Source organism: Reichenbachiella sp. (assembly GCF_039944555.1).
In the GTDB taxonomy this organism is placed as follows: Bacteria; Bacteroidota; Bacteroidia; order Cytophagales; family Cyclobacteriaceae; genus Reichenbachiella.
On the sequence record NZ_JBDUYN010000006.1, the window covers coordinates 57,126 to 77,249 of the forward strand.

Here is a 20,124-nt window from a genome sequence, read left to right on the forward strand (position 1 = left end):
CTATTATATCTTCGCGACAAAAATTGTCTTTACCATGGATCAATATCCAGATATAGAAAAACTAAAATCAATCGCAAGCCAAGTCCGACGTGACATTGTCCGCATGGTCCATGGCGCTCAATCCGGTCATCCGGGAGGTTCTTTAGGGTGCACTGACTTTTTGGTCGCACTGTACTTTCACATCATGAAACATGACAAGAGTTTCAATTCTGATGCCAAAAATGAAGATCTTTTCTTTTTGTCTAATGGTCACATCTCTCCAGTGTGGTACAGTGTGCTCGCAAGAAGTGGTTATTTTGATACCAAAGAATTGGCAACTTTTAGAAAACTGAATACACGCCTTCAAGGTCATCCTGCGACAGAGGAAGGATTGCCGGGAATCAGAATTGCATCAGGATCCTTGGGACAGGGTTTGTCGGCGGCAATTGGTGCAGCTTTGACTAAAAAAATCAACAATGACTCATCTACTGTATATACCCTTATGGGTGATGGTGAATTGCAAGAGGGCCAGGTTTGGGAGGCTGCCATGTTTGCGGCCAGTAACAAAGTAGATAATTTAATTGCAGCCGTAGACTATAACGGCCAACAAATTGACGGCCCCACATCTAAGGTTAACGATTTGGGAGACCTCAAAGCCAAATGGGAGGCCTTTGGCTGGACAGTTATAGAGGCCAATGGTAATGAAATGGAGGACATTCTTTCCAATATAAAATTAGCTAAGTCACTTTCTAAAAAGGAAAAACCTATTCTGATCCTAATGAAAACCGAAATGGGTGCTGGTGTTGACTTTATGGAGGGTACTCATAAATGGCACGGCATCGCACCAAATGACGACGATCTGCAAAAGGCGTTGGCTCAACTGGAAGAAACTTTAGGCGATTACTAAATCTTGACTGACAATGACTAAATATACATACACAGAAAAAAAAGACACCAGATCAGGATTTGGAGCAGGGCTTTTAGAAGCTGGTAAAAATAACTCTGACGTAGTTGCTCTTTGTGCAGATTTGATTGGTTCTTTGAAAATGGGAGACTTTATCAAAGAATTTCCTGAAAGATTTGTGCAAGTAGGTATTGCTGAAGCTAACATGATGGGTATTGCTGCGGGAATGACTATTGGAGGAAAAATTCCTTTCACAGGTACTTTTGCTAACTTCTCTACCAGCAGGGTTTACGATCAAATCAGACAGTCCATTGCTTATTCTGAAAAGAACGTAAAAATATGTGCTTCTCACGCTGGCCTTACTCTAGGAGAGGACGGTGCCACACACCAGGTACTGGAAGATATAGGCATGATGAAGATGTTGCCTAACATGACGGTGATCAACCCGTGTGACTATAACCAGACCAAAGCTGCTACTCTGGCACTTGTTGATCATGTAGGACCTGCATATTTGAGATTTGGTAGACCGGCTTGGCCGATTTTTACAGACCCAAATCAAAAGTTCGAAATCGGCAAGGCCATAAACTTCGTTGAAGGAACTGATGTATCAATCTTCGCAACTGGTCACATGGTGTGGCTGGCTATTGAAGCTGAAGCTATACTTGCTGAGCAGGGTATATCTGCAGAAATTATCAACATACATACCATCAAACCTCTGGATGCTGAGGCAATACTCAAATCCGTTGATAAAACAGGTTGTGCCGTATCAGCAGAAGAGCACCAGATAGCTGGTGGATTGGGAGAAAGTATTGCTTCGCTATTGACAAGAAACAGTCCTAAGCCTTTAGAAATTATTGGTGTAGATGATTCTTTTGGCGAAAGCGGTAAACCTGTAGAATTACTTGCTAAATATGGATTAAGCGTAGAGAACATAGTTGAGTCAGCAAAGAAAGCAATCGCAAGGAAAAACGCCTAAACAGGCATTCTAACAAAATCACTGAGCTGCCTGAATTATATTAAATTTAGGCAGCTTTTTTATTTATGAACAACAGACAACTCTTCCTAAAGCATTTAGGACAAACGTCCAAATTCCCCTTACTACTTGAGATAGAAAGAGCAGAGGGTATTTACATGTATGATGGGGACAACAAAGCTTATTTAGATCTCATATCAGGTATTGGGGTAAGTAATATAGGCCACAGGCACCCTGAGGTAATCGAAGCCATTAAAAATCAGATAGACAAACATCTGCATTTAATGGTATATGGAGAGTTTGTTTCTTCTCCACAGGTTCAACTGGCACATGCACTCTCGAACACTATTCCGCCCCCTCTAGACAACGTATTTCTTGTCAACTCTGGTAGCGAAGCCACTGAAGGTGCATTAAAACTGGCTAAAAGACATACGAAAAGGAGTAAGATCATTTCATGTGAAAACGCTTACCATGGATCAACAGCTGGAGCTCTTTCTGTGGCAGGTAGCGAAGACTTGAAGCATCCTTTTCGCCCTCTCCTACCCGATACGTACCGAATTCGATTTGGGTCCATTGATGATCTTTCTCAAATTGATTTGCAAACAGCTGCTATTATCATCGAAACCATTCAAGGAGAAGCGGGTGTTCGACAGGCAGATTTGGCATACTTCCGTGCACTCAAATCTCGTTGCGAGGAAGTCGGTGCTCTTTTAATATTAGATGAGATCCAATGTGGATTTGGTCGCACAGGTAAATTTTGGGCATTTGAACATTATGACATAATTCCTGATATATTATTGTGCGCAAAAGGAATGGGTGGAGGTATGCCCATTGGGGCGTTCATTTCATCGCAAAAGATCATGCACGACTTAACCCACGAACCAATTCTGGGACACATTACCACGTTCGGAGGTCATCCAGTGAGTGCTGCTGCCTCGCTTGCTACGTTAAATGTACTTCAAGGTCATGGCCTCATTGAAATGGTGGCTGAAAAAGAGCAACTCTTTTTGTCTCTTTTAAAGCATGAACAAATTAGGGAGGTAAGAAGCAAGGGTTTAATGATGGCAGTTGAGTTCGAATCCTTTGAACTTTTGGATAAAATCATACATCAACTACTCAAGGATGGCATTATATCAGATTGGTTCTTGTTTTGCGATAATTCTATGCGAATTGCTCCACCCCTTACAATTACTGCAGAGGAAATAAAAATGGCCTGCAATAAGATATTGCAGGCCATTGATATTGTGTTGACAGCCAATTAATCAGAGCATAGTTTTTAATTTCATACTCGTTTTCTCACCTCCAATGGTTAAAGTGACTGTTTCGCCATCCTGTGAGAATATTTCTCTTAGCTTCGCCAAGCCCAGTTCTGTGGCCATTTTTTCGTTTACCATTTCTATTTCGGTATCTACAGCGATACCAGCTTCAGCGGCAGGGCTGTTCTCAAATACCTTATGTACAAGCACCTGCGATTTGTCTTTACTCAATTGTAATTCAATACCAGACGCATTTATCGGAAATTCATCGTTGTAAGACTTGGCTGCTTCCCAGTACATCTTTTTCTCGCGGTAGTTGTAAACGATATTGAACCTGCTCAATACCCCACTACCAATAATGCCGGAGATTTTCTTATGATTTTGAATACCATGTTTAGCATGACTCAATCCTACAGGCATATCACTAAAAGAGAACCCTTCAAAAGCAAATGATTTCACTTTACCTCTGTGATGTTCATATTCAGTGGCTCCTAGTCCGGCCACCAAATAGATATAGCTATCGCCTATCTTAGAGGCCAATTGATTGGACTCGACAAATGGGGTATTAAAATCGACAGTTGCTTTTGCCCCTGTGTCTACAAAAAACTCTCCCTTTACTTGTTCTCCATTACTCAAAGTAACCTGTCCAGGAATATGCGGGATGAAAGAAGTCAAATTGATGCTCATTACTTTACCATTCCCATTGTAACTGTATCCAGAAGGATCATACAGTTCTATTTTCTTCTTATCGTAATTCATGGACACCACATAATTCTTTAGAATGTCGTATCCGATAATCCCATCTATATCTCTGCCAATACTTATTTCAAGGTGATTCAGTGATGTTTCATATACCTTTACATTATGGATCGGCGCACCTCCTACGGATATCTCATTGTGCTTAACCAGTTTTCCACTGATCGTTCCTTCCGCGCTAGTGGTTGTAGCATCTGCACCCGAGGCCATTCCAAGTTGTTTTGCTCTGTTAATGTTCAGCACCGTCAAACCATCGCCAGTATCAAAAATAAAATCCAACTCTTCTGAATTGTTAATTTTAACCTTAATGAACGAATGGGAGCCAAATTGTTCAAAAGGAAAACTTGCCACTGGCTTTTGTGCCAATGCTGCACCAGCATATAACACGGCTGCAATTGCTATTCCTATAGTTCTTTTCATTATTTAATAGTTTTAGAGGTGATCAAATCGAAATTTTTGTTCTGTGAAATTCATATGTATCAATACAATCGACAGTCGTTTATCTCTGATTTGTCATAAGAGCATGAAATTAATCTCAATTACCCGAATATCAAAACACGCCTGTCATTTAATTAATGATCTTTATCAGAGATTGTGCCAAAAAAATTAATAGACGGTTTCAAATCGGGTAATATTGCTGGCATTGTCTTTAATGGCGAGTGAAAATTGGCCAGATATTTCAGTCTTTTCATCGCTCCAGAGGCGTCCGCTTTTGGCATCGAAATTCATCAACAACCAGGCCCCATCTAACGTGGCACGTATGGACTGAATGCCGGACATTTCGTCTGCAACTTTAAATTCAAGGCGACCACTACGAAATTTTCTTTGTACAATAGTGGGAGGTATGGAATCTGTGGCAATAGTATATGACACCAAATCTCTTGTTTTAAATACCAGTTCTTCACCTTCCCATTCACCACCCGCAAATGACAACCTACCTTTACTACTAATAGCGTAAACCCCAGACTTTATTAAATCATATACTCCTTCGGGCCTGATGTGCATCGTGGCAAATTGCCTTAAAGCTGTAGTTGAATTGTCGAGCTCGAAAATTTCTAATCCATCATCATTTACATACTTTTTATATTGTAAATAGACAGAATCAAACAAGGCTCGCTTTGGAAAGCTTACGGATAAGCCATCACCCTGCCATTTTGTTTTTTGACCTGGTGGAATACTTGCTACCAAATTGAAACGATAGAATTGATCACAGATCTGAGCGGAATCGGGCAACCCATTTCTAAGATCCCACAAATAGTGATGAGTACTACTTGTATAGTAAGCCATGTGCACGGACTCCTTCTTGCCATTCAAGTAAAAATCCGCCGAGCAATAACCTTCCTCACTTTGTACTTCTAAAAAGTGTCCCATAATATCATACCCATCTGCATCTAGTTGATAAGTATGCTTTAAGTCTCGACTTCGATTGAATCCATTTTCATTAATCTTAATATTAACCTGATTAATATTGCCATAGGCATCTTCAAGGCGTATTTCAATTTCATGTTCCATTGGATCATATATTCTTAGTAAGCCGGATAGCGAATTAGTCTCATAAAAATTAAGGCTATTGCCTTCATCAACATATAGTTTATTGAATCGCCTCCCCCCCTCTTTTGATCGCTTGTAATTGGTATGTACCAGAATGTTTCTTTGTGTGCTGAAATTTAGCTGGTCAATTTTCTGTTCAAATACTGGTTTACCATCAAACAACATCGTTTGATGTCTAATTCCGTTTCGGTTTCTTGCTCCATCAAACTTGTCGTAGGCATAAATTTCGACACCGATATTCCCAAAAAGAGAGATCCCTTCTGGAATGGTAGCATTTCCAAATTCGTCGGTTTCTACATCGAATTCTACTCGACCGTACATTCCATTTACTCTTGCATTTTGGTCCATTGTGACAAAAGCTATCTGAGCCAAAATTGGTGGTTGCTTGTCCACAATTTCTTCAAAACCGTAATCGAGAGGATCTAACGCCCTATGCTTCAGGTTTCTAACTTCAAAATGGAGATGAGGTCCAGATGATGAGCCAGAATTACCAGAAAGTGCTATAATCTCTCCTTTTTCGAAGACGAATTTATTTTTGTCAGGGTACAAATCAACCTGAAAAGACTCTTCCTTATATTGATTGGCTCTCACGTATTCGGAAATGTCCTTATGAAATGATTTAAGATGTGCGTAAACTGTAACTGAACCGTTTTGTGGGTGCACCAAATACAATGCGTTTCCATAGCCGTTCAATGATACTCTGACACGTTGGATATAGCCATCGGCTGCTGCATATACCGGCAAACCAGTTATTCCACTTGTTTTGATATCAAGCCCAGAGTGAAAATGTGAAGACCTAAGTTCACTCATTGTACCTGCCAGGTAATTCTCCTGTTTTGGACGAACCGGAAACATGAAATCTCCGCGCTTAGGCGCTAATTGACTCCAGCAATCAAAGGCTATAACGAATGATAGAAGAAAGAGGACTTTATTTAACTTCAAAATCAAGCATTTTTTTATCTTCAATAAATGCTTCTAGCCGATTGCCCATTTGAACAGGACCGACTCCTTCAGGTGTTCCTGAGAAAATAATATCTCCTTTCTTTAGCATAAAAAATTTGGAGACATATGATATGATATAATCGAAACTAAATAGCATCATTGAAGTATTCCCTACCTGTACATCCCGACCATCTTTTTTCAAACTAAAATTTAGATTTGAAAGGTCGAAATTGGACTTAGGTACAAATTCAGAAATGGGTGCAGATCCATTAAATCCCTTAGCCAGATCCCAAGGAAGGCCTTTGGATTTAGCCTTACTCTGTAAATCACGAGCCGTGAAATCCACTCCAATCCCGATTTCATCATAATATTTATAAGCAAATCTTTCATCGATATTTTTTCCGACTTTGCAAATTTTTATAAGGATTTCAACTTCGTGGTGAATGTCGTTAGAGAAATCCGGATAATAGAAGGGCGCATTATTTTTCAATATGGCTGTTTCAGGCTTCCCGAAGACCACCGGTTCATCAGGGCGTTCGTTATTTAGCTCTTCGATATGCTTTGCATAATTTCTTCCAATGGCCAGTATTTTCATTTTCTCGAATCCCTCATATGATTAAAAACTGATTAGATTTGTCTTTACAATCGTGAAGATAAAATATTGTAAAAGATAATTAGAGAGCCCCATGAAATATTTTAATTTCCTTTCATTAATACTTGCCGGTTTTTTGATGGTTCAATGCGCCACCGTCCCTGTTACTGGCAGAAAGCAGCTCAGTACAGTGAGTAATGATGAAATTATTCCGATGAGTTTTACGCAGTATGAGCAGGTAATTAAAGAAGCCAAACTCTCTGATGACAAAGAGCAGACTGCTATGATCAAGAGAGTAGGTTCCCGTATTCAGAAAGCAGTAGAGCTCTATGCAGCCGAGCAAGGGTTCAGCGATGCGCTTAGAGGATTTAATTGGGAATTTAACCTGATTGATAATGACAGTACCGTGAATGCCTGGTGCATGCCCGGAGGCAAGGTAGCCTTTTACACTGGCATTATGCCGATATGTAAAGATGAAACGGGGGTGGCTGTAGTCATGGGGCATGAGGTAGCACATGCTGTGGCAAGTCATGGTCGCGAGAGAATGAGCCAGGGTATGATGGCCCAGCTTGGACTCGGTTCTTTGCAGGTAGCAATGGGGTCTAATCCAACAGGTACGCAAGAACTACTCATGCAGTCGATTGGAGCCGGAACCCAATTGGGTATGCTCAAATTTTCAAGGACACATGAGTCTGAAGCTGATAAAATTGGATTAATATTCATGGCTATTGCAGGATACAATCCCGAAGCTGCTCCAAAGTTTTGGGAACGTATGTCAGCAGGATCAGGAGGACAAGCACCGCCAGAATGGCAATCCACCCACCCATCGCATGAGACTAGAATCTCTGACCTAAATGCTCAATTGCCTAAGGCACGAGAATATTACAATAAGTATAAAAGAAACTAAGGGCTAACTCTAAGGTCCCTTATTAGTTTCAATTTTTCAATTTGGGCAGGTGTTATCCAACACTTCGATCTTATAAACCCCAGTTTTTCGTAAAGTTTAATAGCTGGAACATTTGCTGCTGCCGTTTCTACAACACACAATTCGTGGTTGAAGGTTTTCAAGGCAAAGTCCATTAACTGGCTGGCAATACCCTGACGAAAAAAGTCAGGACTTACAACCAAACTGCAAATTTCCAACTGATCCTTTATATGATTTAATTCTACTACCCCTGCCAGCAGTTCATTTTTCATATAACCATAAAACACTGTCGAACTCGACTGCAAATCGGACACCATCCTTTTGAGTGGTGGAAACTCCTTCGCACCAATGAGGTCTGCTTCAACCTGATAAGATTGTTGAAAAACTATCCACAAATGTTTGGCAACGTCGGGATGGGTATGATTTAGTTTTAAAATAGAGCCTTTATTCATTCACCACAAAATAGCATATTTTCAATTAGCATTGAAGGCATTATAAATAGCCGTCAAATTACTATGGTACGAAAGGTCAGATTCACTCTTGGAGACTGTACCTTCTTGGATTTCGGTAGGCAATGGAGCCAATGAGTTTGAGTAGCTCCCTTCATTACTAACAGACTACCCCGTTCTAGTACTACGGACATAGGCTCCTTGGTCTCTTTATGTTTTAATAAGAATTTACGTTCTGCGCCCAGACTCAGTGATGCAATTGTAGTGTTTTTGCCCAAGGATTTCTCATCATCGCTATGCCAGGCCATACCTTCCTCTCCACTGTGGTAGAGATTGAGTAGGCATGAGTTGAATGAAGTATGAGTAAGATGCTCTACTAAACTTTTTAACTCCGCCAACTCTTGCGTCCAGGGTAGCGTTCGCTTTGTAGTATTGGAATAGGTATACGCATAACTATCATTTCCATACCAGGCTGCTTTGCGTTTGGTAATGATATGCTTGCCAAAGATGATGGCTTCGTCATTCTTCCATTGAATGGTTTGCAACAAATTATTCAAATAGTATTGTGCCTTTTCGATATCCATGATTTTTCCGAAATATTGAACCTCTCCATCGTAAGGTAGGAGATTAGCTCCAGGTGTTGAGTTAAACAAGTCCATTTTTCCATCGTTTATAACCTACTCTCATACAGTGCCCACAAGGCCGATAGCCCAGTTCTGTTGCCTCAATTTCAGTGGTGAAAAAGATGCGATTTTCTCTTTTCATACGCTTTCCGGTCTTGCAGTTAAGTTTCCCGTAGATCTTTAAATTCTGATTTCCGACCCATTTTATCCTTTTGTTTTTTAAAAAAACGAAAAGAGCCTGGTCACTTACTCCTTTGTGATACAGTATCATTACTATTTAATCGCATCATGAAAAATAATACCGAGTGTATGTCGCTCTCCTGCCAACACTTCACTAACTCCATGACGTACATTGGCTCGGTAATAACCCTTACTTCCTTTAATGGGTCTAAAATTCGTCGTAAAAATCATCAGATCTCCCCGATTGGGTCTTAATACCACAACCTTAGATTGTGCCCTGGGAATTTGTTCGGCCAAAACGAATTCGCCACCATCGTATTCTTTTGTCGAATCGTTCAGAAACAGGGCGGCCTGTAAGGGAAAGTATACTTCTCCATACAAATCTTGATGCAATGTATTGAATCCGCCTTTCCCATATTTTAGGATCAAGGCTGTCGGGTGTATCTGATCCTTTGTGTGACATTGATTGATAAGCTCACCATGATTGTCCGGAAATTGCCTATCAATTTTAAGCACTTTCATCCAAAGATTGGCAATTGGCACTAGATAAGGATAGATGGATTCTCTTAATTCCCGAACCAACCCGGGTAGTGGATAATCGTAGTACTTGTACTCCCCTAATCCAAATCGATGACGCTCCATTAAGACAGTTTTTCGATACCCATCTACTCTATCATAATTTTCAATCAGAAGCTTGCACTGATTTGCTGAAAGAATTTGAGGAACAAGAGCAAATCCTTTTTCATTCAGAGATGAAGCCACAGACTTCCAGTCTATGGTTTCTATAGTCTTTTGAATATTCATTTCAGACTGCCTGTGCCAGCTCCTGTTGTGCCGCTTCCCAACCTATGATTGCAGTCTTACGTGTCGCTCCCCATCTGTATCCTCCGATGATCCCACTGGATTGAATCACTCGATGACAAGGTATTAGAAAAGCTACTGGATTACTCCCTATAGCGGTACCAACTGCTCTTGAGGCACCAGGGCTTTTGATTTCGTCTGCAATATTTCCGTACGTTGAAAGCTGTCCTCTTGGGATTTTGAGCAAAGCTTCCCATACTTTTAGTTGAAAATCGGTTCCTTTCAGATGCAACTTGACCTGGTCGATCTTATCCCAGTCTCCATTGTATATTTTTATCGCATCTTCCTGAAATCCATCAAGCTTTTCGCAAAATTTAGCATTTGGGAATCGATTCTTTAGTTCGGTAAACGTTTTGGATTTATCATCTACAAATCCCATATAGCATATGCCCTTGGTGGTAGTAGCCATCAGCAATCCTCCAAATTTAGACCATGTATAGCTGTAATTTATTATGAGATTTTCTCCCCCATTCTTATATTCTCCTGGCGTCATCCCTTCAATGTTCACAAAGAGGTCATGCAGTCTTCCCGTACCGGAAAGACCTGTTTCGTAGGCCACATCAAAAAGAGTTGCCTGTTCATTTTTCAGAACATGCTTCGCGTACTTGACGCTGATATATTGTAAGAATTTTTTAGGGCTCACTCCGGCCCAATCAGTAAAAAGGCGCTGAAAATGAAAAGGACTCAGGTGCACCTGCTCTGCTACTTCATCAAGTCCTGGCTGATTTTTAAAGTTATCCTGAATATAACTAATTGCCTCTGCTACCCTTGTATAGTTGATTTGTTGTTGTTCGTTCATGGTTTCAAGTGCTTATTTGTATGAAACAAAAGTAGCCTCAGGGTCTAAATGACAAAACCCGAATCTTGCGGACTTCAATTCTTATATTTATAAGACTGATACTCACCATGTGCAAATTACAAAACAGACGGACTTTCTAGCGTTCAATTATTGGTAAAATATATTTTCCATAAGTATGTAAAAAGAAAGCCACACCCTCCGGTGTGGCTTAAAACTCAACTTGAAATCAATGCTTATTCTTCTCTAAGTGACTGCACAGGGTTCATTCTGGCTGCTTTCCAGGACTGAAATCCCATGGTCAACCAGGCTATTGCGAATGCAATAACGCCCACAACAACAAAGGTTAATGGTTTTAACTCAGTTCTGTACGCAAAATCCTCCAACCAATAACCCATGGCATAGTAGGCTGCCGGAACGGCCACTACGAAGGATACAATCACTAGCTTGATAAAGTTTTTGGATAACATAACCACAATACCCGTGATTGAAGCTCCCATGGCTTTTCTAATACCAATTTCCTTTGTTTTTTGTTCGGCCGTAAATGCGGCCAATCCGAATAGACCCAGACAGGCAATTAAAATTCCAAGGATCGCAAATACGCTAAAAATTTGGCCAATCTTTTGTTCTGCTTCATACATGCTATCAAATTTTTGATCCATAAAGCTATAGGTGAATGGTTGGCCAGGTGCGATTTCTATCCATATATTTTCGATATCTGCAATCGTTTGTTGAATGTTATTAGCATTCACTTTGAACATGGCAAACCCTGACCTGTCACCTAGAAAAAACAACAATGGGGTAATATTGTCTCTTAGTGATCTGTAATGAAAGTCCTCTACCACGCCAATGATTTTGAGATCCATCACAACTGGTTCTTCTTGCGAGCCCCCGTAAGTGTAAATTTTGTCTCCTACCGGATTTTCATAGCCAAAAATTTTGGCTGCAGCCATATTCATAACCACGGCGGTACTGTCCGACAAAAATTCCTTTGAGAAGAATCTCCCATCCGCCATTTTTATCCCCAAGGTCTCAACGAAGTCATGGTCTACCCGAGCAATTTCTATCACCCTACTTTGGTCGGTCGTGGCAGTTGGGGTTTTGAAAAACAAATCACCATCTGTATCGCCCCCTACCGGACTAAAGCTGGCAAGTGTTGCCCCTTTTACATTTACATTCCTTTTAACTTCATTTTTGAAAGTTTCAATTTTCTTATCCAGAATCCAGGCATCCTCTACCATTAGAACCTGATCCTTGCTGAATCCCAGTTTTTTGTTCTGAATAAACGAAAGCTGGTCAAAGACCACAGCAGTACCAATCATTAATATAATTGAGATGCTAAATTGGAACACGACCAGCAAGCTTCTTAGTACTCCACTTTTCATCCCAAGCCTTACCTTCCCTTTCAAAACCTCAGCGGGCTGAAATCTGGATAAGTAGAATGCCGGATAGCTACCTGCAAACAGTCCCGCTACGAACATAATAACCAGCATGTAGGAGATATAAGTAAGATCAAACAGCTGGGTCATAGCAAGTTGTTTAGAGGCCAACTCATTGAATGACGGTATAAAGATCAACGTCAGTAGATACGCTATCAAAAAGGAAATAAAGGAAATAATCAATGCTTCTGATATAAATTGATTGACCAAGTGATTTTTGAGTGCACCCATTACCTTTCTTACACCTACCTCCTTTGCCCTTCCTGCCGACCTTGCGGTTGCTAAATTCATAAAATTGATACATGCAAGAAGTAATATGAAAATAGCAACGGCTGAGAAAATATAAACATAGCTTATATCACTATTGGCTCCTAATTCTCCTTCCTTGTCTGAATGAAGGTGTATTTTTTCGAGCGCAAAAAGTGAGAACCCCACATTGTTTCCCGCCTCATTAAACTCTTCCAGGCTTTGGCCAAAAAACTTCTGGATTAATGGGCCTATGTAGTTTGCTATTAACTCCGGAAAATTCGCTTCAAGCTGTTCTGCATTAACACCGTCCTGGAATTTCAGATAGGTATTGAAGCTTGTATTTACCCAATTCGGATTTTTTGCCCTTCTGGGAAAACTAGCTACGGATAGAATAATATTTTGACGAAAGTGTGAGTTTTTGGGCAAGTCTTTGTAGACCCCCGTTACTTCGTAGTCTGTTGTATTATCCAAAACCAATATTTTGCCAACCGGGTTGTCATCACCAAACATTTTCCTTGCTGTGGTTTCGTCCATTACCAGTGTATGAGGACGCTCCAAAGCTGTTTTTGGATTGCCATGAATCATGGGGAAAGTAAAAAAAGAAAAGAAGTTGGAATCCGCCATCATCACATTTTCCTCTTTAAAGGTCTTCTGAAGGCCCTTTTCCTTGATAAACCAATTGCCGGTGGCTGCTATTCTTATGGCGTCTTCTACTATAGCATAATCATTCAGTATGGCCTGTGCAGCTGGAGCACCTACCTTGCAAGAATTAAAGTCAGATCCGTTCAACTTGGCTTGAAAATCCATCCGATAGATTTTTGATGAATCTTTATGAAACTTATCGAATGAAAGCTCATCTAGTACAAAAAGCGAGATCATCATGAAACATGATAGGCCTATGGACAAGCCGAGAATATTTAGTATGGAGTAGAACTTGTGCTTCCGAAGGTTTCTGAACGCAACATTTATGAAATTTTTGAGCATGACCTGAGTTTTTTGAGTTTATAATATTCGACAGATGCACATTCACAAATAAGGGTTGCATCACAAAATATTATTTGAGTCTTGTCCTAGTAAGACAGCTTCCTCAGAGCTCTGGTTACAATTGGTCTTTTTAATTATTCAGTTTTAAAGATTCATCAGGGTTGCTACCATTAATAATTGTCAAATCCATGATATCTATTACATCTGGTGATAATCCCAGTTCATACTTTGACAAATCAAATTGAAGAGTTTCGGACAGATAAGCCTCGCATGAGTCATCATTCGCTCCGTGCATTAATACCACGGTATATCTCGGTGGATAAATCATTGTTGTAACTTCCGGCCAAACCAGCTCAAAATTATGGGTTGAACAGCCTCCGCTGTAGGCCACATCTATGAATAGTATTGAATCCTCATGGCGTAACGTCTTCAACTTAAAAGGATCAGAAGATTGCCGATCGAATTGCAAGTTTCCCCATGTTATCTCGAGTTGTTTCTGATCGACTGTGACTTTACTTATCCCTTTCAAACTTGATGTTTGATCAACGGCCGACTCTTCACATGATGAAAATAGAAAAAGAAAAAAGGATATTTGGAGAACTTTCATTGTGTCAATTTTTGATTCAGTTTTATGACACCGTCTGGCAAGGAAAGGTTGGAATAAAAACAATCAAGGAAGAGCATTTATAAATTGAGAAAAGAAATGCGATTAAAAATCATTAGACCTTGTGGGTTTGAAAAACACTTGTCAGGAAAAGCTGATAACTCAAGAAATCACTAAAAGAGAGCTGAAGAAATTTTAAAAGTAAAATTATTTTCAAAAAGTGGTCACTTCACTTTTTGACAAACTTCAGACTAAAATGCTCATTATTTATTACTCCCTGTACTAAAAAAACTCCGGCTGGCAGACCAACAACTGAAACTGATACCCGTCCTTTCTTATTATGTACTTGTGGTTTTTTTATCAATCCATTTACGTTTACGATTCGAATATCGGATATAGATGAAGAAGTAATGATCTCCAATTCATCCACAACAGGATTTGGGTAAAGTGCAATGCTTTCGGGCAAATTCTGAGCGTCAAGAATTTGATATACTCTATACGCAATGGTCGCTGTGTCTGTACAAGCATTGGCATTACTAGAAATAGCAGTTAAGATATATTTACCGGTCTGATGATAAGTAAGTGTTGGTGCGAGAACCAAAGCCTGCTGACCGTCATCCTGAGTCCATTTCACGGAAATCGCATCATTGTTGTTTATTGCAAAAGACGCATTACGATTTGTTTCAAAAAACAAACTATCAGGGTTGGCCACTATTTTCGTTTCAAATTCATCAACATTGATTTCAAACTCAATAAGATCGCTTTCTAAATAATTCGTAATATTTGAAATGAAAAATGAAGTATCTGTCCGAATCGGACCAAAGGAAGCACTTTTTCCTTTATCTAAAATCTCCGTTTTGCTCTCATCCAAATAGAAAACAAAGTAATCACCAAATTGAGGCTGCGCAATTACCGTCTCCCATTCACAGATCGACTGTGCTATGATACCGCCTTTACTGGTTGCCTGTAGGGCGACCTCGCTTTCCTTATTATCTGAACAGCCATTATCGCTTGTAACCTGCTGTACAATGGACAGACTAGTTAATCCATCAAAATCATAAACAAAAGAACTACCCCCTACCAGGTTTGTACCATTGATACTCCAAACAGTATTATCGGAATTGACGCTCTCATCCAAAATTCGAATCAAACTTGCTCTTGAGAAATCCAGGGTATCAGGTAAATAAGTAAAACCAGCTTTTATTGGATCAACTATGAGAGCGACCGGTACCCTTATGCTTTCATTGGCTGTTGCACTAGATGAAACATAATAAACTACACTCTCTGATAGTGCAGCTATATTATACTCAGCTCCTTCATAAAATGGAACTCCGCCATTTTCCGCATGGAAAAAACGTAGTGAATTGGAATTGCTTGCTGTAATTGAAACACCACTCCCATGGCATACGGTCTGATCTGAGATAATCGGAGCCGCTCCTCTTTCTTTCACCTCATACATCTTAGAAATAGACTCTTCGCATCCTATGGCCGTATTTGAAGTAAAATTGATCTGATAACTCCCTACAGTATTAAAAGATGTTCTCGGATTTTTAACCGAAGAAAAAGACCCATTACTAAAGTCCCAACTCCATTGTTGAGCTCCCAGACTTAAATCTTGAAACTGTACTTCATTGTTCGGTTCATCACCCAGATAGAGTACTTCTGGAGAGGCCTCAAAGTCAGTTTGAGGATTGGCAATTGATACCTGCATTTTATAAATATCCGATTCGTAGCCGCCTATAATTTCTTTAAAATATAGTGATGTATTGGCAGTATAGGACCCCAGGTTTAGATTGGTACCGCTTCCCAACAAATTACTAGCTAAAGCACCGGTGTAGACTGAAATGGGGTTTGTATTATTTAAGAGTAAATCTTCGTTTTTACAAGTTCCCACTACCATATTAAGCGGTGGTGTGTTCAGAAAGGCTGTATACTTTGTTTTGGCCTTGTTCACGTTGTCAATCAATTCGGTAAGGTTCGCTCCGAACACTAAAGCGTATGCTATTTTCTCGGATCCATAAGCCGGAAGTGTTCCTATATCAGCAGCCACCAATTGAGCGACATCATAACCTGATACTCCGCCCGCAGACGTTTTCTCAGTAGTAAGAAAATTGTATTTTAACTGATCTGTAAAATCATTGGTCACGTCAATTGGCAACTCGTTTTGATCAAATAAGTCAATAGCATTAACAATGGCAGCATGGCTTGTAATTAGTGCAACTCCAACTACCAAATTTGGTTCATCATTGCTCCAGGTATAAGCTAACTTATTTGTAACATCCCAGGATACGAAATTCTTGGTAGAATCTTCAAGATTAAAATCCATGTATAGCCCAAATTTCATATTATCCTTCGCAAAATTCTTTGTGTTGGTCACACGATACTCTGCCACAAAAAAGTCATTATTTGAAATATCGTTCCATCCTAAAAATTCTTGCTCTATCAAGAGTCCATGTGGCTTGTCTGCTCCATTATCTGATAGTGTACCCAAGCTGTAATAATCTGCATCGTCTCTCTCAATAAATTTAATGTTTTGGGTCCCAATAAAATCATCTTCAAAAGTAAAGTTCAAAAAGCTATTGATTACATTGTCCGAAATGGAATCGGGATCATTTCCCACCATGATCCCCATGAAGTTGGCCCTTCGCTCCGTGTCATATTTTAGACCATTTCCATCTTTCAAAACATCGCTGGCATACCCAAGTCTGCCATCTGACCCAACAGTTAACTCAATATTTTGATTATCCATCTCTAGATAAGACGGCGCAGTAGTAAATTCAAAATATTCAAAATCATCATGGCCTAAAACATCTGAATATCCCATTCTAAACCCAATTTTTTCGTTCGTTGGTGCATCAGTTTTAAGCCTAATGTTTATCGATACATTTTTTAATGAATCGAATTCACCAAGACTACCCAATGCAATCTCATTATTTAAAATCTCAACGTATGAGGATGTGCTTGTAATACTCACTTTTGCATTGTCAACTGGTCGCAGGATATTGGCAAAGCTAATATCGACAACCACGGTATCATCCCTGAAAACCAATTGACCAAAAGGGCCTGCGTATGAGTAATTGTAAGATCGGACAGAAGCCACATTGGTTTCAGATACTGCTCGATACATATTCAATCTACCTTTCCCAAGCTTGCCTTCGTAGCTCGAGTTACTGCCGACCTCATAGATATCATCCGCGGTCATTCGGATTTGTTCCATGACCTGAATGGCATTCATTTCTGGGAAAACCTCTCTGACCAAAGCCGCGGTAGCAGCCACTTGGGGTGATGAAAAAGAAGAACCTGATTTGGTGGCATAGGTATCCTCGTTGGCCGTGCCATATACAGCACCACCAGGTGCCATCAAGTCTATTTTATAGCTATAGGTTGCGTTTGCTTGTTTGCTATCGTCGATATTTGTCATGCCCACTGAAAGCACATTGTCATACGATGCTGGATAGAAATCCAGATCGGCATTGGTATTTCCGGCCGCAGCTACTACTACCATATCTTTTTCAAGAACTGCGTAGTTGACCATATCCTGCAAGGTTTGAGAATAGGCTCCCGTACTTCCCCAGGACAAGTTGATTACCTCACAACCCTGATCTGCGGCATAAATGAGGGACTCGTAGGAGTTGCTCGAAGACCCTGACGAAGATTTAAAAATCTTAATTGGCAAGTAAGTTGAATTGTATCCAACTCCCGCCATACCAATGCCATTGTTAGTTTTGGCGGCAGCTATTCCAGCTACTAAAGTTCCATGTGATGGATTTGAATTCGGTGTATCTCCATAGGGGTCGTTGTCGCCATCAGCCAGATCCCACCCTAAATAATCGTCTACATAGCCATTATTGTCGTCATCAATTCCGTTTACAGGATCCGAAATGTTATAAGCCAATTTGTCTTCCAAATCCTCATGCCCGTAATCTGTACCATTGTCACTTATAGCAATCACAATTGATGGATTCCCTTGAGTAACATTCCATGCATTATAAGCCTCAATTTTTGTTAGGTAATCTTGATTAGACAAGTTTGGATCATTGGGGGTGAGTAGAAGTTCTACTGGCTGCTCAACCTCGGCGTAGATCACATTTGAATAGGATTCCAATTCTTTCAACCAAGGTTCCAAATTGAAATCAGAATTCACTTTGATCTTAATCATGCCATCCAGGTATTTGCTCTTTTTTTTCTCAACCCTTTGGCCAGCACTGGACTCATGAGCAAATCCATAACTCAAATCCTCTAAAGAAATCACTTCAGAAAGAGCACTTATGTCGGACCGTTGTAGTTGATTTCCTGAAATTGAGCGAGCGCCTGGTTGGAGAAATTCTGAATTTAATTTAACATATACCGTCTGATAGTCATTTTGGGACGACGCACGAAATGCCAGACACTGAAGTACGATCAGTACAAAACACATCACCCATATTCTAACTCTCCAAATTCTCATCGGTTAAACAATTTGTGACAGTACAACTCAAAATTCACTACAAATTTGCAGTAAAATATTAAATCCTAATAAGTAAAGATTTCCTATTCAAATTAGACCTGACATTCTGTCGCGTTTATCTATCTTTGCAATCTTAAAAATTACTTACACAGGTGAAAGAGATAATTGGTGATATTGATATTATAGACAACACACAGAAAAATAGTGATGTCGTTAATATTACAAAGGAGGAGAAAAACATCGGACAAAAAAAATTGTACATCGAAAGTTACGGCTGCCAGATGAATTTTTCCGATAGTGAAATTGTGTCTTCGATACTGAAAAAAGAAGGATATACTACCACATCATCTATAGAAGAGGCTGATGTAACTTTTCTTAATACATGCTCCATTCGAGAAAAGGCAGAAACTACGGTCAGAAATCGATTAACAGAAATAAACCACTACAAAAAGAAAAATCCTGAATTGGTAGTGGGCGTGTTAGGCTGCATGGCAGAACGATTAAAGTCCAAATTGCTTGAAGAGGAAAAAATAGTGGATTTGGTTGTTGGTCCTGATGCCTACCGGGAACTACCAAATATGCTAGATGAAGTAAGCACGGGACAAAAATCAGTCAATACCTTCCTCTCAAGAGAAGAAACTTATGCTGATATAAGTCCGGTAAGACTAAATTCGAATGGCGTCACCGCGTTTATCTCAATTATGAGAGGCTGTGACAACATGTGCTCGTTCTGCGTAGTACCTTTTACTCGAGGTCGAGAAAGAAGCAGAGATCCCTACTCGATTGTCCGAGAGGCTCAAGACCTTTTGGATAAAGGTTATCGAGAGGTAACGTTACTAGGTCAAAATGTTGACTCCTACAAATGGTCACCTGAACAAAACAACAAGGCAAGGTTAGAAAAATCTGAAACCAAAGAAGTAGTTAATTTTGCGAATTTGCTGCAAATGGTGGCAGAAGTTAGCCCTCTGCTTAGGGTCAGATTTTCCACTTCTCATCCTAAAGACATTACTGACGACGTACTTTATACCATGAAGAAGTACGACAATCTTTGCAAATACATTCATTTTCCGGCTCAAAGCGGCAATTCCAGAATTTTGGAAAGAATGAATCGTACTTATGACAGAGAATGGTATATAAGTAAGATTGACAGGATAAGAGAGATTCTAGGAGAAACATGTGGCATCTCAAGTGACATGATTTCAGGTTTCTGTGGTGAAACGGAGGAAGAACATCAAGATACCTTGTCTCTAATGGAATACGTTCGATACGATTATTCATATATGTTTTTCTATTCTGAAAGACCGGGCACTTTAGCTGAGAAAAAATACAAAGACGACATTCCAATGGAAGTAAAAAAGCGAAGGCTAACTGAAGTAATCGAGTTACAAAGAAAACTTTCCATAGAACGAAATCAGACGACCATTGGCAAGACCTACAAAGTACTAGTAGAGGGAGTTTCTAAGAAGTCAAAAACGCAACTTCAGGGAAGAACTACATGCAATAGAGTAGCAGTATTCGATGCTGGCAACTTCAAAAAAGGAGACTACGTCAATATAGTTGTCAATGATGTAACAACTGGTACGCTATTGGCATCAGTAGCTCAAAACTAAATTA

16 protein-coding genes are annotated in these 20,124 nt (G+C 39.9%); 5 read left to right on the forward strand and 11 right to left on the reverse strand.

Annotated elements, in window-relative coordinates:
* The first annotated feature begins 34 nt into the window (after nucleotides 1–34).
* The 3 genes from ABJD64_RS05120 (at nucleotide 35) to ABJD64_RS05130 (ending at nucleotide 3,118) form a co-directional block, all read left to right on the forward strand.
* A complete protein-coding gene (locus ABJD64_RS05120) occupies nucleotides 35–886 on the forward strand; it encodes a transketolase (protein ID WP_348179543.1) in 852 nt (283 codons plus the stop codon).
* A gap of 13 nt (nucleotides 887–899) precedes the next feature.
* On the forward strand, nucleotides 900–1,859 hold the full coding sequence (locus tag ABJD64_RS05125; RefSeq protein ID WP_348179544.1) for a transketolase C-terminal domain-containing protein: 960 nt from the start codon (nucleotides 900–902) through the stop codon (nucleotides 1,857–1,859).
* 65 nt (nucleotides 1,860–1,924) lie between these two features.
* A complete protein-coding gene (locus ABJD64_RS05130) occupies nucleotides 1,925–3,118 on the forward strand; it encodes an aspartate aminotransferase family protein (RefSeq protein WP_348179545.1) in 1,194 nt (397 codons plus the stop codon).
* Here ABJD64_RS05130 and ABJD64_RS05135 read toward each other — a convergent pair whose 3' ends face one another.
* The 3 genes from ABJD64_RS05135 to ABJD64_RS05145 all read right to left on the reverse strand — a co-directional run bounded on the left by ABJD64_RS05135 (nucleotide 3,119) and on the right by ABJD64_RS05145 (nucleotide 6,956).
* Nucleotides 3,119–4,288, reverse strand: coding sequence for an aspartyl protease family protein (locus tag ABJD64_RS05135; protein ID WP_348179546.1), 1,170 nt, complete (start codon nucleotides 4,286–4,288; stop codon nucleotides 3,119–3,121).
* Between the two features lie 186 nt (nucleotides 4,289–4,474).
* Nucleotides 4,475–6,361 carry a M23 family metallopeptidase gene (locus ABJD64_RS05140; protein WP_348179547.1) on the reverse strand — a complete coding sequence of 629 codons (1,887 nt, stop codon included), beginning with the start codon at nucleotides 6,359–6,361 and terminating at the stop codon, nucleotides 4,475–4,477.
* Complete coding sequence (locus ABJD64_RS05145) at nucleotides 6,348–6,956, reverse strand: fumarylacetoacetate hydrolase family protein (protein WP_348179548.1); 609 nt, start codon at nucleotides 6,954–6,956, stop codon at nucleotides 6,348–6,350. The genes ABJD64_RS05140 and ABJD64_RS05145 overlap by 14 nt, the downstream gene beginning before the upstream one ends.
* A 91-nt stretch (nucleotides 6,957–7,047) precedes the next feature.
* On the opposite strand from ABJD64_RS05145, the gene ABJD64_RS05150 reads away from it, so the two are divergent.
* A complete protein-coding gene (locus ABJD64_RS05150) occupies nucleotides 7,048–7,860 on the forward strand; it encodes a M48 family metallopeptidase (protein ID WP_348179549.1) in 813 nt (270 codons plus the stop codon).
* Here the strand turns inward: ABJD64_RS05150 and ABJD64_RS05155 are convergent.
* The 8 genes from ABJD64_RS05155 to ABJD64_RS05190 form a co-directional block, all read right to left on the reverse strand.
* Entirely contained in the window at nucleotides 7,857–8,330 is a 474-nt protein-coding gene (locus ABJD64_RS05155; protein ID WP_348179550.1) for an N-acetyltransferase, read from the reverse strand. The genes ABJD64_RS05150 and ABJD64_RS05155 overlap by 4 nt on opposite strands.
* Nucleotides 8,331–8,383: 53 nt before the next feature.
* Nucleotides 8,384–8,986 carry an alpha-ketoglutarate-dependent dioxygenase AlkB gene (locus ABJD64_RS05160; RefSeq protein ID WP_348179551.1) on the reverse strand — a complete coding sequence of 201 codons (603 nt, stop codon included), beginning with the start codon at nucleotides 8,984–8,986 and terminating at the stop codon, nucleotides 8,384–8,386.
* A complete protein-coding gene (locus tag ABJD64_RS05165) occupies nucleotides 8,973–9,221 on the reverse strand; it encodes an Ada metal-binding domain-containing protein (RefSeq protein ID WP_348179552.1) in 249 nt (82 codons plus the stop codon). The genes ABJD64_RS05160 and ABJD64_RS05165 overlap by 14 nt, the downstream gene beginning before the upstream one ends.
* A gap of 2 nt (nucleotides 9,222–9,223) precedes the next feature.
* Nucleotides 9,224–9,934: a 2OG-Fe(II) oxygenase gene (locus ABJD64_RS05170; RefSeq protein WP_348179553.1), complete on the reverse strand. Its 711-nt coding sequence runs from the start codon at nucleotides 9,932–9,934 to the stop codon at nucleotides 9,224–9,226.
* Nucleotide 9,935: 1 nt separating this feature from the next.
* A complete protein-coding gene (locus ABJD64_RS05175) occupies nucleotides 9,936–10,790 on the reverse strand; it encodes a methylated-DNA--[protein]-cysteine S-methyltransferase (protein ID WP_348179554.1) in 855 nt (284 codons plus the stop codon).
* 233 nt (nucleotides 10,791–11,023) lie between these two features.
* Entirely contained in the window at nucleotides 11,024–13,459 is a 2,436-nt protein-coding gene (locus tag ABJD64_RS05180) for an ABC transporter permease (protein WP_348179555.1), read from the reverse strand.
* Between the two features lie 130 nt (nucleotides 13,460–13,589).
* The gene (locus tag ABJD64_RS05185; protein ID WP_348179556.1) at nucleotides 13,590–14,066 is read right to left on the reverse strand and encodes a hypothetical protein; all 477 of its coding nucleotides are present in this window, start codon (nucleotides 14,064–14,066) and stop codon (nucleotides 13,590–13,592) included.
* Nucleotides 14,067–14,292: 226 nt separating this feature from the next.
* A complete protein-coding gene (locus ABJD64_RS05190) occupies nucleotides 14,293–18,510 on the reverse strand; it encodes a S8 family serine peptidase (protein WP_348179557.1) in 4,218 nt (1,405 codons plus the stop codon).
* 152 nt (nucleotides 18,511–18,662) lie between these two features.
* Here ABJD64_RS05190 and miaB point away from each other — a divergent pair, with 152 nt between their 5' ends.
* Nucleotides 18,663–20,120 (forward strand): tRNA (N6-isopentenyl adenosine(37)-C2)-methylthiotransferase MiaB, encoded by a 1,458-nt coding sequence (gene miaB, locus ABJD64_RS05195; protein WP_348179558.1) that lies wholly within the window; start codon nucleotides 18,663–18,665, stop codon nucleotides 20,118–20,120.
* Nucleotides 20,121–20,124 lie beyond the last annotated feature (4 nt).